This window comes from Sorangium sp. So ce406 (assembly GCF_051474675.1).
GTDB lineage: Bacteria > Myxococcota_A > Polyangia > Polyangiales > Polyangiaceae > Sorangium > Sorangium cellulosum_G.
Map to the genome: position 1 here is coordinate 6,586,413 of NZ_CP150340.1, position 23,671 is coordinate 6,610,083.

Annotated in this window: 16 protein-coding genes; 11 read left to right on the forward strand and 5 right to left on the reverse strand. The window is 72.0% G+C overall.

Going from position 1 to position 23,671, the window contains the following annotated elements; translation table 11 throughout:
- The first annotated feature begins 27 nt into the window (after positions 1 to 27).
- The 3 genes from WME96_RS24245 to dsrP are packed head-to-tail and all read left to right on the forward strand — an operon-like array spanning position 28 to position 2,906.
- Positions 28 to 678 carry a hypothetical protein gene (locus WME96_RS24245; RefSeq protein WP_437283961.1) on the forward strand — a complete coding sequence of 217 codons (651 nt, stop codon included), beginning with the start codon at positions 28 to 30 and terminating at the stop codon, positions 676 to 678.
- Positions 675 to 1,577 (forward strand): 4Fe-4S dicluster domain-containing protein, encoded by a 903-nt coding sequence (locus WME96_RS24250; RefSeq protein ID WP_437283962.1) that lies wholly within the window; start codon positions 675 to 677, stop codon positions 1,575 to 1,577. Before WME96_RS24245 ends, WME96_RS24250 begins: the two co-directional genes overlap by 4 nt.
- A 15-nt stretch (positions 1,578 to 1,592) precedes the next feature.
- Positions 1,593 to 2,906, forward strand: coding sequence for a sulfate reduction electron transfer complex DsrMKJOP subunit DsrP (gene dsrP, locus WME96_RS24255; protein ID WP_437283963.1), 1,314 nt, complete (start codon positions 1,593 to 1,595; stop codon positions 2,904 to 2,906).
- On the opposite strand, the gene WME96_RS24260 is transcribed toward dsrP, so the two are convergent.
- A complete protein-coding gene (locus WME96_RS24260) occupies positions 2,813 to 4,672 on the reverse strand; it encodes a hypothetical protein (protein WP_437283964.1) in 1,860 nt (619 codons plus the stop codon). The genes dsrP and WME96_RS24260 overlap by 94 nt on opposite strands.
- A gap of 108 nt (positions 4,673 to 4,780) precedes the next feature.
- On the opposite strand from WME96_RS24260, the gene WME96_RS24265 reads away from it, so the two are divergent.
- Positions 4,781 to 5,269 (forward strand): GNAT family N-acetyltransferase, encoded by a 489-nt coding sequence (locus WME96_RS24265; RefSeq protein ID WP_437283965.1) that lies wholly within the window; start codon positions 4,781 to 4,783, stop codon positions 5,267 to 5,269.
- A gap of 106 nt (positions 5,270 to 5,375) precedes the next feature.
- Here the strand turns inward: WME96_RS24265 and WME96_RS24270 are convergent, their stop codons facing one another.
- The 3 genes from WME96_RS24270 to WME96_RS24280 form a co-directional block, all read right to left on the reverse strand.
- Positions 5,376 to 7,763, reverse strand: a complete 2,388-nt coding sequence (locus tag WME96_RS24270) for a tetratricopeptide repeat protein (RefSeq protein WP_437283966.1) — start codon at positions 7,761 to 7,763, stop codon at positions 5,376 to 5,378.
- Entirely contained in the window at positions 7,700 to 9,058 is a 1,359-nt protein-coding gene (locus WME96_RS24275) for a hypothetical protein (protein WP_437283967.1), read from the reverse strand. Before WME96_RS24275 ends, WME96_RS24270 begins: the two co-directional genes overlap by 64 nt.
- 137 nt (positions 9,059 to 9,195) lie before the next feature.
- Positions 9,196 to 9,603 carry a hypothetical protein gene (locus WME96_RS24280; protein WP_437283968.1) on the reverse strand — a complete coding sequence of 136 codons (408 nt, stop codon included), beginning with the start codon at positions 9,601 to 9,603 and terminating at the stop codon, positions 9,196 to 9,198.
- Between the two features lie 341 nt (positions 9,604 to 9,944).
- Here WME96_RS24280 and WME96_RS24285 point away from each other — a divergent pair, with 341 nt between their 5' ends.
- From WME96_RS24285 to WME96_RS24300, 4 genes are all read left to right on the forward strand, one after another.
- The gene (locus WME96_RS24285; RefSeq protein ID WP_437283969.1) at positions 9,945 to 13,013 is read left to right on the forward strand and encodes an ATP-binding protein; all 3,069 of its coding nucleotides are present in this window, start codon (positions 9,945 to 9,947) and stop codon (positions 13,011 to 13,013) included.
- A 282-nt stretch (positions 13,014 to 13,295) separates the two neighbouring features.
- A complete protein-coding gene (locus tag WME96_RS24290; protein WP_437283970.1) occupies positions 13,296 to 14,984 on the forward strand; it encodes a carboxylesterase/lipase family protein in 1,689 nt (562 codons plus the stop codon).
- Positions 14,985 to 15,121: 137 nt separating this feature from the next.
- Positions 15,122 to 15,754 carry an NUDIX hydrolase gene (locus WME96_RS24295; protein ID WP_437283971.1) on the forward strand — a complete coding sequence of 211 codons (633 nt, stop codon included), beginning with the start codon at positions 15,122 to 15,124 and terminating at the stop codon, positions 15,752 to 15,754.
- Between the two features lie 377 nt (positions 15,755 to 16,131).
- A complete protein-coding gene (locus WME96_RS24300; RefSeq protein ID WP_437283972.1) occupies positions 16,132 to 17,118 on the forward strand; it encodes an aldo/keto reductase in 987 nt (328 codons plus the stop codon).
- Between the two features lie 21 nt (positions 17,119 to 17,139).
- On the opposite strand, the gene WME96_RS24305 is transcribed toward WME96_RS24300, so the two are convergent.
- Positions 17,140 to 19,233, reverse strand: a complete 2,094-nt coding sequence (locus WME96_RS24305) for a TonB-dependent receptor plug domain-containing protein (protein WP_437283973.1) — start codon at positions 19,231 to 19,233, stop codon at positions 17,140 to 17,142.
- Positions 19,234 to 20,237: 1,004 nt separating this feature from the next.
- On the opposite strand from WME96_RS24305, the gene WME96_RS24310 reads away from it, so the two are divergent.
- From WME96_RS24310 to WME96_RS24320, 3 genes are all read left to right on the forward strand, one after another.
- Positions 20,238 to 21,446 carry an epoxide hydrolase family protein gene (locus WME96_RS24310; RefSeq protein ID WP_437283974.1) on the forward strand — a complete coding sequence of 403 codons (1,209 nt, stop codon included), beginning with the start codon at positions 20,238 to 20,240 and terminating at the stop codon, positions 21,444 to 21,446.
- 51 nt (positions 21,447 to 21,497) lie between these two features.
- Entirely contained in the window at positions 21,498 to 22,199 is a 702-nt protein-coding gene (locus WME96_RS24315; protein ID WP_437283975.1) for a hypothetical protein, read from the forward strand.
- Between the two features lie 407 nt (positions 22,200 to 22,606).
- Positions 22,607 to 23,650: a hypothetical protein gene (locus WME96_RS24320; RefSeq protein WP_437283976.1), complete on the forward strand. Its 1,044-nt coding sequence runs from the start codon at positions 22,607 to 22,609 to the stop codon at positions 23,648 to 23,650.
- Positions 23,651 to 23,671 lie beyond the last annotated feature (21 nt).

Consider the following 23,671-nt stretch of genomic DNA (forward strand, 5'->3'; position numbering starts at 1 on the left):
CGCCGCCCTGGACTCGCGCGGTGGCACGTGGCGTGCGATGCGGGCGGCGACGTGCACTCCTCTCTTCATCGACCCGGGGCCGCCGCGATTCTGGGCCTCCTGTGTCTGGCCCACGTGGCCGGCTGCAAGGATCGCGACCAGCCGCTGGAGCTGCGCCCCGCGCTCGACGCGACGCCGGTCGCCTCCGCGGCCATCCACCTTCCTGACAAGCTCTCCGGCGTCCCCAGCGACAAGCGGGACTCCCTCGGACGGCCGATCCGCGCGGCGTGCGTCACGTGCCACTCGCTGCGCCGGCCGGAGGCGCTGCCGGCCTCGACGTCGGAGCTCGACGAGTTCCACGTCGGGCTGAGGTTCGAGCACGGCGGGCTGAGCTGCGCCTCGTGCCATGTGATCGGCGACCAGGACACGCTGCGCAAGGCCGACGGCACGATCCTCCCGATGCGCGACGCCATGCAGCTCTGCGCGCAATGCCATGGCCCGCAGCTCCGCGATTACGCGAAGGGGGCGCACGGCGGCATGAGCGGCAGCTACGCGGGCGGCGCGCGGATGCGCAACCACTGCGTCGACTGCCACGATCCTCACGTGCCGGCATTCCAGCCCTCGACGCCCGTCCTCCCCCCGCGCGACCGCTTCGTGGGGGACCACGCCACCGGAACCGGAGAAGGAGCCCACCGATGACCCAGCCGTCGAGGCGCGTCGCGCTCAAGGTGCTCGGAGGCACGCTCGGCGCCTCCGCGTTCGCGTACGCGATGGAGCCGCTGCGCGCGTGGAGCAAGGATCTCTCGCTCGATGACTTCCTTCAGCGCCATTACAAGGAGCTCACCCGGGACGAGCTCGGCGACGTCATCCGTCGCCTCGAGCAGCAGACGCAGGAGGAGTATGGCCGCGAGGTCACCATCCGCGACGTCCGCCCGCAGGAAGGGGTGCAGTTCGGCTACGCGCTCAGCCTGAGCGTGTGCATCGGCTGCCGCAAGTGCGCCGAGGCGTGCCACGTGGAGAACAACCACGATCGGCGCACGAACAACTCCTACATCCGCGTGCTCGAGATGGAGCAGGGCAGCTTCGACATGGAGAAGGGAAACGCGACGTACGAGCACGCCGTCCCCGCGAAGGGCAAGTACTACCTCCCGGTGCAGTGCCAGCAGTGCGACAACCCGCCGTGCGTGAAGGTCTGCCCCGTCCAGGCGACATGGAAGGAGCCCGACGGCATCGTCGCCGTCGATTACAACTGGTGCATCGGCTGCCGCTACTGCGAGGCCGCCTGCCCCTACCACGCGCGGCGCTTCAACTGGACGAAACCCGAGATACCGGCCGACGAGATCAACCCGGACCAGGGCTACCTGTCGAACCGAATCCGACCGCAAGGCGTGGTGGAAAAGTGCACCTTCTGCCTCCACCGGACGCGCGAGGGCCGGATGCCCGCGTGTCTCGAGGCCTGCCCCACGGGCGCGCGCGTCTTCGGCAACCTCCTGGATCCGAACAGCGAGATCCGCTGGGTGCTCGAGAACAAGCGCATCTTCGTCCTCAAGGAGGAGCTCGGCACGCGGCCGCGCTTCTTCTACTTCTTCGACGTCTGAGCGAGCGGAGCCACGATGCGCAAGGACACGCACGCCATCACCTACCCGCGCTTCCTGCTCCGGGTCATCGGCCAGAGCTTCGAGGGCTCGTGGCGCTTCTACCTCTGGATGACCGTGCTCACGGCGATCGCGCTCGTCGGCGCGAACGCCTGGGCGCACCAGCTCGCCGAGGGCATGCAGGTCACCGGCATGAGCGACCACGTCTCGTGGGGCCTTTACATCGCGAACTTCACCTTCGGCGTGGGGCTCGCGGCGGGCGCCGTGATGATGGTGATCCCGGCGTACCTCTACGACGACCACGAGATGCACGACGTCGTGATCCTGGGCGAGCTGCTCGCGATCGCCGCCATCGTGGTCTGTCTCCTGTTCATCGTGGCCGACATGGGGCGGCCCGACAGGTTCTGGCACATCCTGCCCGGGATCGGGCGGTTCAACTGGCCCATCTCGATGCTGACGTGGGACGTCATCGTCCTCAACGGCTACCTGTTCATCAACCTGCACATCTCGGGTTACCTCATCTACACGCGGTACCTCGGCAAGAAGCCGGACAAGAAGTGGTATCTGCCGTTCGTGTTCCTGTCGATCGGCTGGGCTGTCTCGATCCACACGGTGACGGCGTTCCTCTACTCGGGCCTCGGCGGCCGGCCGTTCTGGAACTCGGCGCTGCTCGCCCCCCGCTTCATCGCCTCGGCCTTCATCACGGGCCCCGCCTTCGTGATCCTGCTGCTCCAGCTCGTCGCCCGGCTGACCCGGTTCCGCGTGGGCGACGGGCCGATCCGCACGCTCACCTCGGTGCTCCGCGTGACCGTGCTGCTCAACCTGTTCATGCTGGGCTCGGAGCTCTTCACGTCGCTCTACACCGGCGGCACGCACGGCGCCGCGGTGAGCTACCTGTTCTTCGGCCTGCACGGCAAGCGCGCGCTCGTGCCCTGGATCTGGTCGGCCGTGGCGCTCAACGTGGCCTCCGCGGTGATCCTGCACCTGCCGGCGAGCCGCAGGAGCAGGGCCTGGCTCGACGTCGCCTGCGTCGCCGCGTTCGCCGGCGTCTGGATCGAGAAGGGCATGGGGCTCATCATCCCCGGCTTCGTGCCGAGCACGCTGCACGAGCTCGTCGAGTACGTGCCCTCCATGGCCGAGTGGAAGATCACGGCCGGCATCTGGGCCGCCGGGTTCATGGTGCTCACGATCGCGATCAAGGTCGCGCTGACGGTGCTCACCGGCGAGCTGTCGGCCGATCAGCGCGGATCCAGCGCCTCGCACACAGGCGGTCTCCCCGGCGACAGCCACCGGAACGAGTGGAGCCACCCGTCGAGCACCGAGCGGGCATAAGGGTCTGCCCAGGTCTGGAGAAAGACATACGAGCCGGTCCCGCCGCACACGGGCACCACGACCGCGCGGAGCGCGACCCTGGTCCCGGCGACCTCCCACGTGCGCTCGATCGCCGGCCCGAGCGGGTGCGCCACGCTCCCGCCGCTCACCGCCACGAGCGGGCGCTCGCCGGCGGCTTTGGCGAAGCCGGTCGCGACGTCGCGAAACAGCTTCTCGACGAGCCTGGGGGTCGCCACGCGGTCGGACACGACGAGCCCGCTCCGCACGAGGATGTCCGTGCGGCCGAGCCGGAGCTCCAGATCCTCGTCGGTCGTCGTGGCGGGGACGCCGGCGGGGAGGAGCGCCCAGACGCCCAGCCAGTCGCTCCGGTACTGGGCGCCCTGCACGAAGCCCCGCCACGGCGCGGGCGGCGGGGACCTCGGCGGGACCTGGAACGCGCCCACGGGCGACGGCGGCGGGGGCGCGCCGGGGAGCGTGAGGAGGCTCCGCGCTGTCGCGGTCGCGAGCGGCTCCGGGAGCCCGCGGACGAAGGCGACCCGCGCTCCTTCGCGCAGCACCACGAACGCGCCGTCCACCGCGCGCGCGCTCGGCCCCTCGCCCAGGCGGAGGCCGCGCCAGCAGCCCGGATCCTTGCGGAGCGCGGCCTCGAACTCCTCGGCGTCGCGCTCGGTGTCCCACGCCGTGCTCCACAGGAGCGCGACGCCCTGCGCCCCGTCGCCGATCACGCTGAACGCGTCGCCGCCCCACCCCTCCGAGGCGATCCGCGCCTCGGCCGCCGGCGCGCAGCGCTCCAGGACCACCCGGGTCTGCAGCTCGCCCAGCGGTTCGCTCCCGAGCGTCCGGTAGCCGGGCGGCGCCTCGGGCGCGCGCACCGGCACGATCGGCTCCCCGTCGAGGTATTTCTGCGGGTGGAGCACCTGCTCTGTCGACGCCGGCGGGCGCGCGTAGAGGTGGTTGACCAGCGGAAACCCGCCCGCGCGGTAGATGTCGGCGACGAAGGCCGCGCCGGCGGCGTACGGGAACAGCAGCCGCTCCCGGGCGATCGGCAGCGCGGCGCGCAGGGCCGCGTTGCCCTCGCGGTGGGGCAGCGCGTCCAGGGAGAGCTGGCGCGAGAGCTCCGCGGCCCGGCGCAGCGTCCGGCCGAGCGGGGCGCCGGCGTCGGCGGACAGGTAGGCCATCATGGTGAGCGTCGCGTCCCCCTCGATCACGGCGAGCTGCGCGAGGCGGCGCTCCTCGCCGGGGAGGGCGCCGAGGTCGGGCAGCCCGAAGTTCTGCGCCTGGAGCGCGTGCTGGAACTCGTGGGCCAGCACGGCCCGCTGCTCTCGCGCGTCCTGCGCGGTGCGCGCGGGCGCGGCGCGCACGACGATATGGCCGATATCGCCGTCGTAAAACGCGGAGACCTGCTCCTCGAGGACCTCGCGCATCGAGCTCGGGCGCCGCGCGCCGGGGCCGACCTGCTGGACGAGGTTGAAGGCGAGCAGGAAGCCGGCGCGCCGCTCGATCTCCTCCTGCGAGGGCGCTCCGGTGATGCGGCGCTGCAGGGCCGCGGCGAAGCTCGGCGCGTCGAGCAGCGCGACCGGCACGAGCGCCCGCTCCGGGAGGCCGCGCGCCGCGGAGACCTCGCCGAAGAGGGCGCGCACGTCGGTCATTGTCAGCGGAGGCGGGGGCGGCGGCTCTGCGCGCGGCGCCGGCCGCTGCGACGCCGCGCAGCCGGCGGCGGAGAGGACCGAGAGCAGCGCCAGGAGAGGCCGGGAGAGAGCGCGCATCCCGGCGAGAGGCTATCATCGAACGGCGCCCGTGAAGAGCGGAGTCCGTGAAGGCGCAGCGCGGGCCCGCGGGAGGGACGAGCGCGCGGCGCTGCGCAGGAGGCGGCCATGCGATTCTCCCCCACGTCCATCGAGATCCGTCGCGCCGCGGGCGCCGACGTCGCCGAGGTCCACGCGCTCATGCGGGCCTACTACGCCGAGGACGAATACCCCTTCTCCCCGGATCGCGCGCTCGCGGCGCTGAGCGCCCTCGTCGCGGATCGTTCGCTCGGGGGCGTGTGGGTCGTGGTCGCCGGGGGCGAGGTGGCCGGCTATTGCGCCGTCGGATTCGGCTTCTCGCTCGAGTTCCACGGGCGGGACGCGTTCGTCGACGAGCTGTACGTCCGGCCCGAGGCGCGCGGGCGCGGCCACGCGGCGCGGCTGCTCGACCGCGCGGAGCAGGGCTGTCGCGAGGCGGGCGTGCGCGCCCTCCACCTGGAGGTCGAGCCGGACAAGGCAGAGACGTACGCGTGGTACCGCCGCCGCGGCTTCGCTGACCACGAGCGCCGGCTCATGACGAAGTGGCTCGCGCCTGGGCCCGGCAAGGAAGACCCGTAGCGCACGCTTGTTGCGGGTGAGCGACCTTCGATCTCGAGTCCCCGGCGGGCCGCGAGCTTTCCTCGGCCGACAAATGCACTTGCAAAATTCCGCCCATTGTCTCCGGCTATCGACTCGGACGCGAGCGGCTCGGCGTGTGTGGCAGCGCGCCCGACGCGATCAGTTCCACCTCGCGAAGGAGCGCCGGTGCGAGTTCGGCGTCCGCTGTGCTCAACACGTCAAGGGCGCGGCGGGCCGTATCGCGAGCATGGGCGAACCCCCGAGCGGCCTGAGCGCGGGCGAGCTGCGCTAGCTCTGCTGAAAGGGCCGCTCGATCACCCCTCTGCTCGGCCAGATGCATGGCACGGCGAAGCAGCGGCTCCGCCTCGCGCGGCTTCCCGAGCTCGATCAGCGCCCCGCCAAGCTCCGAGAGCGTCGACAGGAGCGCCGGGTGCGTACGACCGAAGGCGCGTTCCTCGACGCGAAGCACCTCACGCAGCAGTGATTCGGCTGTTACGAGGTCACCTAGGAGCCGACGGATACGCGCCTTCTCGTAGAGAGATGCAGCGTACTGCGCGCCGTGCGCGGCGCCGTCCCGTCGCAGCTCGGCCAGGGTCTCATCGAGCAGCGCCTCGGCTTCGGCAAACCGGCCCTGCGCCTCGATGCAGCGCGCGAGCTCATGACGCATCGGAGCTGCCAGCTTTGTCTCGGGAACTTCCGAAAGCGCTCTGCGGAGCACCTGCTCGGCTTCTTGAAAGCGGCCCAGCTCCAGGAGCGTGCGGCCGTGCTCATGACGAAGGAAAAGGGTCGGACGACCAAGACGCTGGAGGCGTTCGATCGCTCTGCGCAGAAGACGCTCCGCCTCGCGGAAGCGTCGCTGCTCGATCCATGCCTGAGCGAGGCTCTGCTCGAACACACCAACGCTGGGGTGTTCGTGATCGGGCAGCCGCCCTAGCACCGATTCCAGGACCTTGGACGCGCCGTGGGTGTCGCCTCTCGCCAGCAGGAGCTCTGCGGTTGACCGAACCAGCAATATATCCAGTGGGACATCGACGTACGCACGCCGTAGCAGCCCTGTCCACTCATCAAGCAGTCGTTGCGCGTCCTTGAGACGTCCCGCTTCAATAAAGGCCCGCACTGAGGCATCGTAGAGCTCGCCCAGCTCCCCGAGCGAACGTCCGAGCTGCCGCCCCAGTTTCAAGGCATCAAGCAGTACCCGTATCGCCACGCCGGAATGCCCTTCGTAGGATAGGATGAGCCCCTCCGCCCGCAACAGCTCGAAGCGCGTCTCGTCGTCGGTGCCGGCTTCCGTTCGCGCGCGAGCTTGATCAAGCAGCGCGCGGGCCTTGCTGAGCTCGTCCGAAAACACGCACATGCGAGCCAGGGCGGCTGTCGCCCTCGAGCTACCGCCCGTCGCCGCCATCCAGCCCGCAGCCCAGTGAGCAGCGACTTCCGAATCGGCATGCTGGTGCGCCAGCTCGATCCGTCCGGCCCAGTCAGGCAATTGAAGACGTCGCTCGCCTTCTCGGCCGTGTTCGTCGCGGCCAGTGCCCGTTGCAGGTACGCCCTCTACCCCTGCCTCGCACGCGCGACGCGCGAGTGCGCCACCAGGGTCATCTTCTCGGAGTGCGGTCGAAACGAGCTCTGCCTCAGACATGCCCGCGCGCGCCAGCTTCGCAGCATCGTCGATAGCATCCGGCGCCAGCTCGAGCAGCGCCGCCAGCCACACGCAGCGCTCAACGCCCGCCGCGCGCAGGCGTGCCGCACCGTCTTCCAGGGCGAGCGCCCGTGCCTCCACGCGCGGCAGCGCTGAAGGGCGATGCGCCGGTTCGATCAGCAAGAGCCGCCCCCTGCGCCCGGCTTCCGCCGCGGCCCAGCGCGCGCGCCGTAGCCGACCGGATGTCTCGAGATCCTCCACCGCCACCCACGTCCTCGGCTTCGGCCGGAGCGCCTCGACCAGCGCGGCGTACGGCTGCGCGGCCGAGACCCGCACGATCCTCCGGCCCGGCAGGGCCCGCGCGAAGCTCTCCTCGATGTCTCCCCCATACCACCCGACGGCCGGCTCCCGCGCGCACGCCGCGCGCCGCAGGGCGCGCACGGCGAAGGCAGGCGGCCCTTCCGGACAGTCGATGCGATGCGATATCCAGTCGTAGAAGTCCACCGCACAGCGCGAGAGATGCAGCGTCGTCTGCTCATCGCTGAACAGCACGAGGCGCAGCGCCCGCTGCTGCACCACGGGCCGCTCCTGGTTGAGCCACGCGGCGTCCGCCGCGCGCACGCAGAGGACGACGGTGCTCTCCTCCGGCACCGATGCGAGCGCCGGCGCCTCGGTCAGGACATCGACGTCCGGCCGCTCACGGATCAAATGGCGCACGAGCTCGCCCAGCCGCTCGGGGCGCGCTCGATCCATGAGCACGATCACCCCGCGCCCCGCGAGGCGCAGGATGAGGCTCAGCCGGGCGAGCCAGGCGCCCGCAGGAGGTGCAGCGTGAGCAGCGGATGCGGGTAGTACCATTCGGACTCGTTGGGATACGGAAGCAGATGCCCCCAATCGAGGAGCTGTCGTGCGCGGGCATCGTCGGGGAGTTGCCGCTGCGCATCGGCCATCACCGCGCGCAGCACGCCGAGGTGACCCACGTCCAGACCGCGCTCACGGTCGCGCCGCGCCTCGTCCACGGCGTCCTCCACGACCTCCGTGGTGGCCGTGGTGATGTCGGCTGTCCAGGCGCGCTCGGCCACGCCGCGCACCAGCTTGACGAAGTCCCGCGCGCGGCCGCCCGACACGTAGGCCAGGCGCTCCAGCGAGTCCTGCCCGATCGCTTCGGGCGCCGGCAGATCCTGTGTCCTCCGGCGGTACATCTCGACGAAGAAGGGCACTCCCGGGCCCAGACGCTCCGGATGGGCCTTGTCCAGCACGGGCTCGTTCGCGAGCACGACCGTATCGAAGCGCGGGATCGCCGCGCCGACAGGCGCGCTCCGCAGCGCGAAGGGAGCACAGATGATGGTGGGACAGGCGATCTGGCTGAGCAGCTCGGAACGCAGGAAGAGGCCGAGCGCGCGTTCCTCATCGCGGATGCGGTCGAGGCCGTCGATGAGCAACAAGACGCGCCGGTGGTGCTGCTGCATGTGGCCGACGAGGACGTTGACCGCCCCGAGCAGCGTCTGCATGGCCTCGTCCTGATCGGGCAGCGTACGTCCGCTGCGTCCGATGGGCACCATGCGGCGGATGCCCTCCGCGATCGCCTTGGTCGCACCCACCCCGGCTGCCACGCCCGCCGCGGCGCCGCCCGTCAACCCGAGCGCCGGCACCAGCACCGAGCCCGCAGCGGTGATCATGCCCGAGGCCACCTTCCCCAGGTCGATCTCGGTCGTCCTCGGCGTGTCGGTGGCCTCGGCGACCTGCTCCCAGGCCTGCTTGAGGTCCTCGATGTGCTGCGGCGGCACCTCGTACGGCAGGATCTCCCGCGCCGCGCCGAGCACGGACAACCCCACGAGGAAGATGACCTCCCAGGACGCGACGCGCTGGATCGCCTCGCCGTCCCCCATCCACGCGAAGTGCCGGTGCAGATCGAGCAGGAGGACGAACTCCTTGCTCTCCCGCGCCTCCCTGAGGCGAAGCAGCTCGGTCGACTTGCCCGTACCCACCGTACCGGCCAGGAGGATGCGCGGGTCAGCGAAAGGCAGGTCGAGGCGCCGAACGATGCGGTCGACCGGCGTATGGGGCCGGGGCGCGCGCCAGGCAGGGTCCTTCACGGGCTCGACAGGGTCGAAGCGGCGGTAGATCTCCTCCCAGACGTCTCGCCTTGCCACGGCGCGAAGCTAGCACAGGCCCGCGTCGCGCGGCGCGCGCCTGACAGGCTGAACAGCATCCTCGCGCCCCGAGCCGCAGGGTGGCGCCGCCTGCGCCGCTGCGCGCGGAGCACCGGCCTCCCGCCACCTCGATCCCCTCAGCGGCTGCGCGGCGGCGCCTCGGAGAGGTACTCGAGCAGCCGCGCCTCGTCGCTGCCGATCATCCGATCGACCCCGTCTTCCCGGAAATGGCGGTGGATCTGCAATGCCCCCGCGGGCGTCCGCACGAGGATGGCGACGCGCCGGAATCCCCTCATCACGATGGGCCGGAACCGCTGCATCGCCGCCTCGAACGCGGGATCGTTCCTCCCCACCGCCGAGCGCAGGTCCACGAGCAGGGACAGCCCGTCGCGGCCGACCCGGTCGAGCGCGCGGCTCACCTCCATCCACCCCTCCTCGAACTGCGCAACAGACTCGGACGGCACCGCGCTGCGCGTGATCCTCGCGAGCTTCATCGCCGGGTTGACGATGACGACGTAATGAGCATTGCGCAGGATCTCCAGCATGGCGACCCACGTAGTCTATCCCAACCGCCTGTCGCGTGGAGCCGCGCTCCCCTTCTCTCTGCGCTGTCGAGTCTGCCTCCTCCTGCCGCTGGCGTGCATGCGGGCTTCGGGATGCGACATCCGCTCGAGTCGAGCGCGCAACACGCGCGAGCGACAAGGCGAAGAACACCGGCTGGACAGTCGAGCCGCGCCGAGCGAAGAGCCCCTGTCATCCCTGGACGATACGGCCCGTCCCCCGAGCGCCCCCACACTTGCCCACACAGATTCAGGCCGCGCTTTGCGCTGGGCCGACGGGTCCAGTACCCTGGGCCCCCTTCGAGTCCGCAAGGTTCCGACGAGGTATGCACGCGCAGCCGCCCCCCTTCGACCTCCGGGATCGATCACCCGCAGGGGAGGCGGCCGAGCCGGAAGCGGTCGGACTGGAGGGGGTGCTGCGGACCGAGGAGCTGGCGCGCCGCCCGCCCCGGCTGCCCGACCACGCGGCCGAGAACCGGGCCCTGCTCGCCCTCGCCACGGCGATGGCCGGGCCCCTCGAGGACGTCCTCCCGAGGCTGGCGTCGCTGCTCCTCGATCTCTGCCGCGCCGGCTCGGCGGGCATCAGCGTGCTCGAGGACGACGGGGAGGGCGGGCAGGTGTTCCGGTGGCGCGCCATCGCCGGGGCGTTGGCGCACCACCTCGGCGGCGTGATGCCACGGAGCCCGAGCCTCTGCGGCACCGTCCTCGACCGCAACACGGCGCTCCTCTTTCATCGCCCCGCCCGCCACTTCCTGTCGGACGACGACGTCGAGCCGGCGGTCGTCGAGGCGCTGACCGTCCCGTTCCACGACAACGACACGCCGATCGGCACGGTCTGGGTCCTCGCCCACAACGAGGAGCGGAAGTTCGACGCCGAGGACGCCCGGCTCATCTCCAGCCTGTCGCGGTTCGCCTCCAGCGCCGTCCAGGCCCTCGCCCGGGCGCGGGACGGGTGGCGCGCGGCCGAGGCGCTCCGCGAGAGCGAGGGCCGGCATCGGTTCCTGGCCAACCTCGCCGCCGCCACCCAGCCGCTCTCCGACCCCGACGAGGTCATGGCCGTCGCGGCGCGCATGCTCGCCGAGCACCTCGGGGCGGACCGGTGCGCCTACGCCGAGGTCGAGGACGAGCGCGTCTACGTCATCACGGGCGACTACACGCGGGGCGTCCCGAGCATCGTCGGCCGGTGGACGGTCGCCGATTTCGGGCCCGAGCTGGTCCGGTGCATGTTCGCGAACGACGCGTACGTGATGGACGACGTCGACGCCGACCCGCGGGCCGGACAGGACCTCACGGCCTACCGCGCGACGAGGATCCAGGCGGTCATCTGCGTCCCGCTGCACAAGTCCGGCAAGTTCACCGCCGCGATGGCCGTCCACCAGAAGACGCCGCGGCGCTGGACGCCCGACGAGGTGGCGCTCGTCCGGCTCGTCGTGGGCCGCTGCTGGGAGGCCATCGAGCGCGCCCGCGTGGCCCGCGCGGTGCGGGAGCGCGACGAGCGGCTCGACTACGCGGTCCGGCTGTCCGGGGTCGGCTTCTGGTACTGCGACCTGCCGTTCGACACGCTGATCTGGGACGACCGGGTGAAGGACCATTTCTGGCTCCCCAGCAGTATCAATGTAAGCATACATACATTTTACAACCGCCTGCACCCCGACGACAGGGAGCCGACGCGGCGGGCCATCGAGACGTCGATCCGCGAGCGGATCCCGTACGACGTGGACTACCGGACGGTCGATCCGGCCACCGGGGCGCTCAAGTGGATCCGGGCCCTGGGCGGGACCGCCTACGCGCCGGACGGCGCGCCTCGCCGGTTCGACGGGGTGACGGTCGACGTCACCGACCGCAAGCGCGATGAAGAGCGGCTCGCGAAGCTGCTCGATCGGGAGCGGGAGCAGGGCCGGCTCCTCCGGCGGGTGGCCGACGCCGCGCTCACCATCCACGCGTCCGGGTCCCTGGACAGCGTGCTCCAGGGGATCACGGAGCAGGCCCGAAGCCTCATCGGCGCCCGCCAGGCGACCGCCAGCCTTGCCTCCGGGGACGACGGGCCGCAGGCGCCGAGCGCCGCATCGACGTCGGGGCCGGTGCGGGGCTCGCTGGCCGCGCCGTTCATCGGCCGGAGCGGGGAGAACCTCGGCCTCATCCAGCTCACCGACAAGCACGACGGGGAGTTCACCGAGAGCGACGAGGCGATCCTCGTCCAGCTCGCCCACATCGCGTCCGTCGCGATCGAGAACGCGCGGCTGTACGACCAGCTGCGCGACCAGGACCGGCGGAAGGACGAGTTCCTCGCGACCCTCGCCCACGAGCTGCGCAATCCGCTCGCCCCCATCCGGACGGGCCTCGAGATCCTCCAGGTCGCCGGGAGCGGGGAGCAGGCCCGGAAGATCCTCGACATGATGGAGCGGCAGGTCGGGCACATGGTCCGGATGGTCGACGACCTGCTCGACGTGTCCCGGATCACCCGCGGCAAGGTCGAGCTGCGGCGGGAGCGGGTCGATCTCCGGTCGGTCCTGAACAGCGCCCTGGAGACGAGCCGGCCGCTGATCGAGGCGGCCGCGCACGAGCTCGCTGTCCGGCTCCCGGCGGAGCCGCTGCTGCTGGACGCGGATCCGACCCGGCTCGCCCAGGTGTTCGCGAACCTGCTCAACAACGCGGCCAAGTACACGCCCCGGGCCGGCGTCATCCGGCTCGCCGCCCAGCGCGAGGGGGCCGGCGTTGTCGTCCGGGTGGCGGACAACGGGGTCGGCATCCCGGCCGACATGCTGCCGAAGGTGTTCGACATGTTCACCCAGGTGGTCCGGTCGATCGACAGGGCCCAGGGCGGCCTTGGGATCGGGCTGACCCTGGTCCGGCGGCTGGTCGAGCTGCACGGCGGGACGGTCGACGCCGAGAGCGACGGTCCTGGTCGCGGGTCGACGTTCGCCGTCCGGCTCCCGCTCGCCGCGGCCGAGGAGCCCGCGTCGAGGCGCTCGTCGCCGGGGCCGGCGGGGCGCGACGCCGCGACCGCGCTCCGGATCCTCGTCGTGGACGACAACGTCGACGGGGCGGAGAGCCTGGCCATGCTCCTCCGGATGTCCGGGCATCGCACCCGGGCGGTGCACACCGGCCCCGAGGCGCTGACGGCGGCGCGGGAGCTCGGCGCGGACGTCGTGTTCCTGGACATCGGCCTGCCGGGCATGAGCGGGTACGAGGTGGCCCGGCGGCTGCGGGCGGAGCCGGGCTTCGCCGGGCTCGTCCTCGTGGCGCTCACCGGCTGGGGGACCGAGGACGACCGGCGGCAGGCCCGGGAGGCGGGGTTCGACCACCACCTGACCAAGCCCGTGGACGCGGCCGAGCTGCGGCGCCTCGTCGCGAGCGTCGCGCAGGCCGCCGCGAAGCGCCTGCAGGGCGGCTGACCCTGGCGCGCGTCGCGCGTCGCTCGGCGCCGCCCCGCGCTCCCGTCCTCGCGAAGAAATCCGGTGCTATTCACCGCGCGCTCCGTGGTTCAATCGGCGGATGCACGGCGCACCACGCCGCCGGCCGGCGGCGCCCTCTACCCCATCTCGCGTCCTCGCTGCCGCGCTCCCCGGCGCCGCGCTCGCTGGATCCGCAGCGAGCGCGCCGTGCTCGCCCGGGTCGACGCTCCGCTGGCCACCCCGGAATCCCGCACCCTCGACTTGAATCTCACGGAGACGATCATGCCTATTCGATTCTCGCTGTCGTGCACCCTTCTTCTTGGCCTGCTCGCCGCGGCCTGCGGCTCGGAGGAGCTCGCCCCGGCCGGCAGCGGCGGCGCCGGCGGCAGCGGCGGCGCCGTCGGTGACGGCGGTGGCGGCGGTGACGGCGGTGGCGGCGGCGCCGGCGGCAGCGACGAGGCTGCTTCCCTGCTCGTCCAGACCGACAAGGGTCCTGTGGAGGGCGCGCTCGTCGGCTCGACGCGCACCTTCCTCGGCATCCCGTTCGCTGCGCCGCCGGTCGGGGAGCTGCGCTGGAAGCCGCCCGCGCCGCACGAGGGGTGGACCGAGACGCTGGAGGCGACCGAGCTCGGCCCCGCGTGCGCGCAGTCGATGATGCTCACGCCGGACTTCGACCCGAACTCGAGCGAGGATTGCCTCACCGTGAACGTCTGGACGCCCGAGCGCCCGGCGTCCTCGTCCCTGCCCGTCCTCGTGTGGATCTACGGCGGCGCCTTCGAGGTCGGGAGCGGCGGCCTGCCCGAGTACGACGGCCAGCGCCTGTCCGAGACCACCGGCTCGGTGGTGGTCACCTTCAATTACCGCCTCGGCCCGCTCGGGTTCCTGGCCCTCTCGGAGCTCAAAGCGGAGGAGCCCGATCACCCCTCGACGGGCAACTACGGCCTCGAGGACCAGCGCGCCGCGCTCGAGTGGGTCAAGGCCAACATCGGCGCGTTCAGCGGCGATCCGGGCAAGGTCACCGTCTTCGGCGAGTCCGCCGGCGGCATCAGCATCTGCGCACACCTGGTGTCGCCGGAGAGCGAGGGCCTGTTCCAGCGGGCGATCATCGAGAGCGGGCCGTGCGATGTCCTCCTGGACGAGGGGACGGCCGTCGCGCAGGGGGAGACGCTCGTCGAGGCGCTCGGCTGCAGCGACGCGCCCGCCGTGCTCGACTGCCTGCGCGAGAAGTCGGCCGAGGAGGTCACGACCGCGCTGCCGCCGGCCGCCGACATCCTCCTCGGCGAGGGCCCGCGCTGGTTCCCGGTCATCGACGGCTGGAACCTCCCTGACACGCCGGGCAAGCTCCTCGAGGCGGGGAGCTTCGAGAAGGTGCCGACGATCCTCGGCAGCAACGCCGACGAGGGCACCGTGTTCGTCGCGGCGGGCGGCACGACGATCGACGACGACGCCGCCTTCCTGGCGTTCGCCGAGCACCTCGCCCCCGGCCGCGGCGAGGATGTGGTGGCCGGCTACCCGAGCGACACGTTTGGCTCGCCGCTGGCGGCGGCGACCGCGGCCCTGGGCGACTATTTCTTCGTGTGCCCGACGCGGCGGGCGGCGCGCGCGATCGCGGAGGCCGGCGTGGACACGTACCTTTACCACTTCACCCACGCGCCCGAGGACTCGCTGTTCGGCGACCTCGGGGCCTTCCATTCGGCCGAGATCCGGTATGTGTTCGGCACCCCGGGGACGCTCCTGCCCGCCCCGCTCACGGAGGAGGAGCTCGAGCTGTCGCGCGCGATCGGGGGGTACTGGTCGCGCCACGCGGAGAGCGGCGATCCGAACGGCGGCGACGCCGTGGCGTGGCCGAAATACGACGCGGAGGCGGACGAGCACCTCGTCCTCGACATGACCATCTCCGTGCAATCCGGGCTGAGGAAGGACCTCTGCGACCTGTGGGACAGCGTCGCCGCGGAGCAGCGCCAGCGGTAGCGCCTCGTCGACCGTCGCCCGTCACCTACCGCGCGCGTCGCGCGCCGTCCGCCTCCTCCCGCGCCCATCGCCGGAGGCCCCCCGCCCGCAGAGCTCGGCACGTAAGTGCCGGTAGCTCCTATGCTATCCTCGACGCCGTGCTCCCCTCTTACGACCTCGCCGCGATCGTGGCCCGGCTCGCCGGGCGCGAGGCCGCGCTCGACGCGCTCACGCAGGAGCGCCAGGCCGCCGTCGCCGCGATCCTGCGGGCGCCGGCCGGGGCGCCGGGGACGGCGCGGGAGCCCATGGGCGACCGGGATCCCGGCGAGGCCGAGCTCCTCCTGATCCGCCGGGCCGAGCACCCGCGCGACCCGTGGTCGGGCCACATGGCGCTCCCGGGCGGGCGGCGCGACGCGGCGGACTCGAGCCTGCTCGACACGGCGATCCGCGAGACGCGCGAGGAGGTCGGGATCGACCTTGCGGCGCACGGCGCCCTGCTCGCCCGCCTGCCGGATCTCCCCGCGGTCGTGCGCGGGCGGCGCGTCGGGCTGGTCATCTCCCCGTTCGTCTTCGCGCTGGGCTCCACGCCGGAGCTCACCCTGAGCGACGAGGTCGCCGAGGCGCTCTGGACGCCGCTCGGGCCGCTGGCGCGCGGCGAGTGCGCGTCGACCTACGCGTACACGCACGAGGGGAACGTCGTCCACCTGCCCTGCCTGCGCGTGGACGAGCGGGTCGTCTGGGGGCTGACCTACCGCATGCTGGAGCAGCTCTTCGAGGTGCTCCACCGGTGAGCCGCCGGCCCGGGCGCTCGCCCGGCGCCGGCGCGGGCCCGAGGGGACGCGAGAGGCGCCGCGCCCCTCGGTCGATCAGAGGAGATTCGGCCGGCGCTCGCCCGTGCGGGGACGATTCCCGTGCGCGGCGGCGCCCACCAGCGCGAACGGCAAGCCCAGCTCCCACCCCTCCATCCGCATCCTCATGCAACGCCTCCCCTGCTCCTCAGCGTCGTGCCCGCGTCGGGACATCAACCCCGCGGCGGCCGTCCCTTGGGTCGGCCGGTCCTGGCTCGGCGCGGCGTCGCCGTTCTCGGGACCGACGTTGGCCTTGTCGGGCTAGGATGCGCCGCGGCGTCGCCGCGCGACACGGACTGAAGCTCGGGAGGTTTCGGGAGATGCAGACCATCGACTTTGCAGGCATCGGCACGCGGGTCAGCGCGCTCTGTCTGGGCTGCATGTATTTCGGGACGAAGACGGACCAGGAGACCTCGTACGCGCTCCTCGACCAGTATTACGAGCGAGGCGGCCGCTTCCTGGACACGTCCAACAACTATGCTTTCTGGGTGAGCGGCGGGCTCGGCGGGGAGAGCGAATCCCTCCTCGGGCGCTGGATGAAGGAGCGCAGAAACCGCGGCGAGATCTTCCTCGCCACGAAGGTCGGCGCCAGGCCGACCGTCCCCGGAGCAGGGCTCGCGTCCGCCGAAGGACTGACGGCGAAGGTCATCGCCCGCGGGGTGGAAGACAGCCTGTCCCGCCTCGGCACGGACGTCATCGATCTGTACTACGCGCACGTCGATCAGCGGACCGTGCCGCTCGAAGAGACGCTGGAGGCGCTGGATCGGCTCGTGAGACAGGGCAAGGTCCGGCACATCGGCTGCAGCAACATGACGGCCTGGCGCATCGCCGAGGCCAGGACCCTCAGCCGGATCAACGGGTGGTCGCCGTACCGCTGCGTGCAGCAGTGGCACTCCTACCTGCGGCCGCGGCCAGGCACCGGTGGGATCGAGGTCCCGGAGGCCGGCTTCACGTTCCAGGTCAACGTGAACGACGAGCTCCTCGACTACTGCGCCATGAACCAGGATTTCACGGTCGTGGCGTTCTCTCCACTGCTCCTCGGCGCCTACACCCGCGCGGATCGCCCCCTCCCCGAGAAGTTCGTCGGCGCCGACACGGACGCGCGCCTGCGCGCCCTGGACACCGTCGCGCGGGAGACGGGCAGCACGCGCAACCAGGTCGTCCTGGCGTGGCTGCGCCAGGGAAAGCCCGCGATGGCGTCGATCATCGCCGCCAGCACGACCGAGCAGATGAAAGAGAACCTGGGCTCGCTCGATCTCGTCCTCGGCGAGGAGCAGATGCAGCGGCTGAGCGAGGCGCACGGCTGACGAGCCGCGCGGCGCCCCGCCTCAGAACCCGCCCTCGATCGCGAGCCCCGGCATCGTGACGGGCCCGATCGTCTGCGGGGTGCACCCGCGGTCGTCGCAGCTCACGTCGAACACCTCCTTCGTGAGCGTCGCGTTCTGCAGGTCGAACACGAGGCCGAGGTAGCTGCGCTCGCTCAGGGCCCAGCGCTTCGACAGGCGCATGTCGAGCCGGTAGAACGGCTGGATGCGGTCCGGGTGCTCGCGCGCGGGCCGGCCCGGGGTGATCTCGTCGGCCGGGAAGCCGGTGTAGAAGACGTGGCGGATGCCGCCGCGCCAGCCCTTGCCGAGGTCGTAGAGCAGCGCGACGTGCGCGACGTGCGTCCTGTCGTAGGCGGAGGGGATCGTCCGCTGCTCCCGCGTGCGCGTGGAGCGCGACAGCGTGTACGACGCGAGGAAGAACATGTCGCGGCGGAGCGCGCCGCGCGCGCCGAGCTCGAGGCCGTAGGTGTCGCCGAGGCTGCGCGCGAGGAAGCGCTCCGTGCTGAGGTTCGTGCCGCGGCCGGTGCCGATCGGGTCGCTCAGGCCGATCGTCACCTGTCGGAATACCGTGGCGCTGAAATTGACAGGACCGGCGTTCGCCTCGACGCCGAAGCTCGACTGCAGGCTGCGCTGGAGGCCGCCCGGGATGCCGCCGATCTGGAGCGCCGGCAGCGGGGCGAGGCCGGGGAGCTGCGAGGCGAGCCCGAACGCCGGGATGAGCCGCACGTGCTCGCCGATCCCGAACCGGCCCACGATCCTCGGGTCCACGGCGACCGCTGTCGCGCCGAGGGAGGTGTAGTGGTCGACGCGCACGCCGGGCGTGATGGTCGACCGCTCGTCGAGCACGAGGAGCGCGTCGGCCCACGCGCCGAGCGCGAGGTCGAGCCGGCTGCGGAAGAGCTCGGGGAAGCTCTCGTCGAGCTGGGCCGTCCCCTCGGCGGGGACGTCGTCGGGCTCGCCGTCCGCCCCGTCGGGCTCGCCGTCCGCCGCGCTCGGGCGCGGCGTCACGTCGTAGCGGTCGACGGCGGCGTCGATGCCGGCGCGCAGGAGCGCGCGCCCGCCGAGGAGGGGCCTGGCCAGGCTCAGCCGCGCGTTGAGCTTCCAGGCCCGCGCGCTCTCCACGCCGACCCCGCGCGACTGGTCGAGGCCGAAGGTGAGCGCGGCGCGCACGCGCGCGCCGGAGGCGGCTTCGTCGCGGTCGTAGCGCAGGTCGAGGCGGTGGAAGTCGCTGTCGAGGAGGACGTTCCGCCCCTCGTCGCCGGCGTCCTCGTCGATGCTGGCGAGGTAGTCGTACGCGCCGAACGCGAGGACGGTGAAGCGCTCCTCGGGCCCGAGCCGGTTGACGATGCGGGCCTGGTAGTCGGCGTAGCCCACGTCGACGCTCGGCACGAGCGCGGAGGCGAGCGCGGCGCCGGCGGCGTAGTGGCCGCCGACGAGGACGTGGGTGTCCCTGTCCATGGGGCCTTCCACGACGCCGCCGAGGTCGACGAACCGGAGGCTCCCCTCCCCGCGCCAGACGTCGGACGGCGGCGCGCTCTCGGCCTCGATCGCCGCGCCCGCGAGCCGCCCGATGTCCGCGGGGTACGGGCCGAGGTGCATCTCGACGCGCTGGACCATGGAGGCGGGGATGACGCTCGGGCCGGCGCCCACGTGGAACAGGAGCGGGACCTGGATGCCGTTGAAGAAGTAGCCGATGTTCCCCGGGGGCGCGCCGCGGATGTAGTAGTACGGCATGCCGCTCGCGATGGTGGTCACGCCCGGCTGCACCTCGATGGCGCGGTAGGGGTCGCCGAGCGCGCCGGGCAGCTCGCGGATGTCGCGCCGCGAGAGCGAGACGGACCCCGCCGGGGCCCGGTTGCCCTCGACGGTCACCTCGATCCCGGCCGGCGCCGCGGGCGCCTCGGCGGGGACAGCGGGCGCCGGTGGCTCGGCCGGGGGCGGGTCGCCGGGGGGCGCGGCCGGCGACGGCGGGGCGGCGTCAGGCGACGACGGCGCCGCGTCGGTCGGGCGGGGTGCAGGCTGGGAGCGCGCCTCGCCCGCGCGGAGGCTGGCGACGATGGCGAGCGCGATGGCGAGGGGTGCGCTGGGGGATCTCACGCGGATGTCGCTGATGCGCCGCCGGGGACGAGGAACGGACGCACGGGCGCCCCGGAGTTAGCAAATCCGACCGCCCGGCGAAAGCCAGGGCGACGCGGCGCGCCCGTGGTGCCGCCGAGGACATCCGCGTGGCCGCGCCGAGATCGCCCGCGCGGCGGCGCGAGACGCTCGCCTGCCGCGAACGTCCGCACGGGCGCGCGCGCCTGTATACCGAGGCCATCCGGGCGCGGCGCGAGACCACGCGCTCACGGCTGGTTCCACGCACCAGGAGTCCGGCCAGCGATCCGCGGAGAGATTTCAACGCAAAGGCGCAAAGGCGCAAAGGCGCAAAGGCGCAAAGGCGCAAAGGCGCAAAGGCGCAAAGGCGCAAAGGCGCAAAGGCGCAAAGGCGCAAAGGCGCAAAGGCGCAAAGGCGCAAAGGCGCAAAGGCGCAAAGGCGCAAAGGCGCAAAGGCGCAAAGGCGCAAAGGCGCAAAGGCGCAAAGGAGAGGGGATAGGTGCCTTTTTGCCCTTTTGCCTTTTTGCGTCTTTGCGCCTTGGCGTCTTTGCGTTGAATTCTCTCTCCGCGCGCGGAGAGAGCCCTGGCAGGATTTCTCACCCGAGGTACTGGCCCGTGCCGGAGCGCCTCCGCGCGGCGCACCGCGCCCGAAGGGCACAAAAAAACAGAGCGCCCGTTCGACGGCGGGGGGGGAAGCCGTCACAGGCGCTCTGTCCACCCTGATTAGCAGGAGACGGGCCAAGGTCCAGCCCGGCTCACTTCATGGGGTTAGCCCTAAGGTTGCCCCCGACGCCTTTCGATCCTGAGATTTCTGGTTGCAGGTCTGACAGGCGACAGCGCGCCCGAGGCGGCGACGTGCTCGCCCCTCCAGGCGAGCGCTCCGTCGCCGTCCACGGCGGCGCCCTACCGCGCGCGGCCCGCGCTTCCCCTGCGCTCCCCGCCACGACCTCCTCGCGTCATCCGACCCCGCGGTTGACAAACCGTACATCGTACGTTACTTCGTACGGATGAACCTGCCCGTCCCCCTCGACAGCGACATCCGGCCGTTCCGCATCGACACGCCGCAGGCCGCGCTCGACGACCTGCGCGACCGCCTCGCCCGCACGCGCTGGCCCGACGCGCTGCCCTCGCTGCCGTCGACGGACTGGTCGTACGGCGTCCCGCTCGCGTACCTGAAGGACCTCGCCGACCACTGGCGCACCGCCTACGACTGGCGCCGGCACGAGGCGCGGCTGAACGAGCTCCCGCAGTTCACGACGACGATCGACGGCCAGAACATCCATTTCCTCCACGTGCGCTCGCGCGAGCCCGGCGCGCTGCCGCTGATCGTGACGCACGGCTGGCCGAGCTCCGTGGTGGAGTACCTCGACGTCATCGGCCCGCTCACCGATCCTCGCGCCCACGGCGGCGATCCGGCGGACGCGTTCCACCTGGTCATCCCCTCGCTCCCCGGATACGGCCTCTCCGGGCCGACCCGCGAGGCCGGGTGGGGCGCGCGCCGGATCGCCGTCGCCTGGGCCGAGCTCATGCGCCGGCTCGACTACCCACGTTTCGGCGCCCAGGGCGGCGACTGGGGCACGTGGATCTCGCGCGAGGTCGGGATCGTCGCCCCAGACCGCGTGATCGGCGTGCACACGAACGGGCTTGTCTCGTGGCCGTCCGGAGACCCCGAAGAGCTCGTCGGGCTCACGGACATCGAGCAGGCCCGGCTCGGGAAGGCCGACTACTACATGCGGGAGCTCTACGGCTACAAGAAGATCCAGTCGACCCGGCCCCAGACGCTGGCGTACGGCCTCTCGGATTCGCCGATCGGCCAGCTCGCCTGGATCGTCGGGGTGCTCAAGGAGTGGACCGACTGCAAGGACACCCCCGAGGACGCCATCGACCGCGATCGCCTCCTCACCAACGTGATGCTGTACTGGCTCACCAACACCGCCGCCTCGTCGGCCCGCTCGTTCGTGGAGACGCCGGACACGCCGGACGAGGCCGATCTCGCCGTCGACGTGAGGCCCGCGACCGTGCCGACCGGCGTCGCGGTGTTCCCGCGGGACATCATCGCGCCCATTCGCAGGTTCGCCGCCCGCGACAACAACATCGTGCACTGGTCGGAGCTCGAGCGCGGCGGCACCTTCGCGGCCATGGAGGAGCCCGACCTGTTCATCGGCGACGTGCGCTCGTTCTTCCGCCGCTTCCGCGGCCAGGCGCGCCCGGATTGACCAGAGACCGCAAGCCCGACCGAAAGGGGTGTTGTTCTCATGAGCGGCGAGATGACGATTCCCGTGCTTCCCTGCGTGTCGCTGCCCGAGACCCTGGCCTTCTATGGCGCCCTCGGGTTCGAGGTCACCCACCAGCAGACGGCGCCGAACGTGTACGCGGCCACGCGCCGCGGCGATATCCACCTGCACTTCATGGGGATCAAGAAGCTGGACCCCAGGCAGGCGTACACCACGTGCCTGGTGCTCGTCCCCGAGGTCGAGCCCCTCCACGAGACCTTCGCGGAGGGGCTGCGGAAGGCGTACGGCAAGCTGCCTGTCGCCGGGCTGCCCCGGATCTCGCGGATGAAGAAGGGGCAGAGTCGCTTCACGGTGGTCGACGTGGCCGGCAACTCGGTCATCTTCATCAAGCAGGGCGCGCCGGACGACTACGATGAGGGCGCCGCCGGGTCGCGGTCCGATTCCCACCTCGGCAAGGCGCTGCGCGCGGCGGCGCGGCTGCGCGACTTCAGGAACGACGACGCCGCGGCCGCCAAGGTGCTCGACGTGGCGCTCGCCAGGGAAGCGCCGGCCGCCCCGCTCGAGCGCGCGCGCGCCCTCGCGGCCCGGCTCGAGCTCGCCGTCGTCCTGGGCGAAGCGGAGCGCGCCCGCGCCCTGCGCGCCGCGATCGGCGAGGCGCCGCTCTCCGACGAGGAGCGCGCGCAGATCCAGCCGGCGCTGGACGCCGTGGACGCGCTCGAGCGATCGCAGGCATAGCCGCCTCCCGGCCGCGCGGGATGGATCTCCGCCGCGGACGCACAAGCGCTGCGCGGAGGCCTCGGCCCCGTCAACGGATCATTCCGTCGACCAGCGCGAGAATCTCGCTCACTGCGCATCACGCACGAGAATTGATAATCCCGTCGACGTGACCGGAATGCGCACGACTTATCGAGTTTGCGCTCGAGATCGGGCTTTCCTGCGTTCGCTGGTCCAAGTATGGAGTCCGGTGTGCGGTCTCTCCCTGGCTCCGGATCGACGCTGGCGTCGCGCGCTCTGGTCGGGTCGCCGCGCCGGCGCGGCGGAGCACGGGGAGAGGTCCGGGAGGCGGCGCCGGGAGATCAGGGCGGCGCGGCGACACCGTGTCGGAGAGCCGGACCGAGACAACTCCAGAGAAGGCCATGACCATGAAGAGGTACCCGATCGTGATCGCGCTCGCCGTCGCCGGGAGCTTCGCGGGCTGCTGGAGCGGCGGCGTCATCCAGCTCTATTCGTGCGACGACCCGTGCTACGGGCTGGATCTCTACGAGTGCGACGACCCGTGCGCCGTGTGCGAGGGCGGCTGTCTGCCCCTGCCGCCCCTCGGGTTCGACGATCCCATCGTGCTCTGGACGAGCGACGCGGCCGAGGAGGCGCCTGTGCCGGAGTGCCCGGCGGAGGCGCCATTCCTCGTGTTCGACGGGTACGGCGGCTTCGGCGCCGAGCACGTCTGCCCGACGTGCCGGTGCACCGACCCCTCGTGCGAGCTGCCGCGGGGGCTGACGGGGAGCGCCTCGGCGGCGTGCGACGGGACGGCGCCCACGTCGTTCGACGCGCCCGAGGGGTGGAGCGGCGCGTGCACGGCGCCGGCGGCGGTGAGCTCGGGCGAGCTCGGCTCGCTGCGCATCGAGGCGCCGACGGTGAGCGGCTGCGCGCCGGCGCTCGATCCCGCAGGGGCGCTGCCCGAGCTGCCCGCGCCGTGGAGCGTCCGGGCGCGCGGCTGCGCGGGCTCCGCGGACAAGTACACGTGCAGAGAGCCCGGCAAGATGTGCGTGGCGGCGCCCATGCCGTTGCCGACGGGCTTCGCGATGTGCATTCGCTATCTCCGCTCCGGCGCGCCCAGGTGCCCTGAGGAGTACCCGGATCTGCGCGAGCTCTACCAGGGCTTCGACGACACGCGGAGCTGCACGCCGTGCGGGTGCGGACCGCTCGAAGACAGCGCCTGCACGGCGCTCGTGTCGGTCCACGAGGACGCGTCGTGCGGACAGCTCCTCGGCGCAGAGACGGTGACGCTGGCGGGGCCGAAGTGCGTCGCGGGGCCGGACCTGCGGATCGAGAGCATGGATGCCGTGTGGATCAAGGACGAGCCGGGCTCATGCGCTCCGACGGGCGGAGTCGCCATCGGGGAGGTGACGCCGGAGGGAGCGTCGTTTTTCTGCTGCCAGTCGGACGAGGTCATCGCTGTGCCCTGATGACTCCGCCCGCCGCGGAGG

Coding starts and splice junctions, on each gene's coding strand:
- WME96_RS24250 (WP_437283962.1), top strand. CDS start 675: ATGACCCAGCCGTCGAGGCGCGTCGCGCTCAAGGTGCTCGGAGGCACG.
- dsrP (WP_437283963.1), top strand. CDS start 1,593: ATGCGCAAGGACACGCACGCCATCACCTACCCGCGCTTCCTGCTCCGG.
- WME96_RS24260 (WP_437283964.1), bottom strand. CDS start 4,672: ATGCGCGCTCTCTCCCGGCCTCTCCTGGCGCTGCTCTCGGTCCTCTCC.
- WME96_RS24265 (WP_437283965.1), top strand. CDS start 4,781: ATGCGATTCTCCCCCACGTCCATCGAGATCCGTCGCGCCGCGGGCGCC.
- WME96_RS24270 (WP_437283966.1), bottom strand. CDS start 7,763: ATGGTACTACCCGCATCCGCTGCTCACGCTGCACCTCCTGCGGGCGCC.
- WME96_RS24280 (WP_437283968.1), bottom strand. CDS start 9,603: ATGCTGGAGATCCTGCGCAATGCTCATTACGTCGTCATCGTCAACCCG.
- WME96_RS24285 (WP_437283969.1), top strand. CDS start 9,945: ATGCACGCGCAGCCGCCCCCCTTCGACCTCCGGGATCGATCACCCGCA.
- WME96_RS24290 (WP_437283970.1), top strand. CDS start 13,296: ATGCCTATTCGATTCTCGCTGTCGTGCACCCTTCTTCTTGGCCTGCTC.
- WME96_RS24300 (WP_437283972.1), top strand. CDS start 16,132: ATGCAGACCATCGACTTTGCAGGCATCGGCACGCGGGTCAGCGCGCTC.
- WME96_RS24310 (WP_437283974.1), top strand. CDS start 20,238: ATGAACCTGCCCGTCCCCCTCGACAGCGACATCCGGCCGTTCCGCATC.
- WME96_RS24315 (WP_437283975.1), top strand. CDS start 21,498: ATGACGATTCCCGTGCTTCCCTGCGTGTCGCTGCCCGAGACCCTGGCC.
- WME96_RS24320 (WP_437283976.1), top strand. CDS start 22,607: ATGAAGAGGTACCCGATCGTGATCGCGCTCGCCGTCGCCGGGAGCTTC.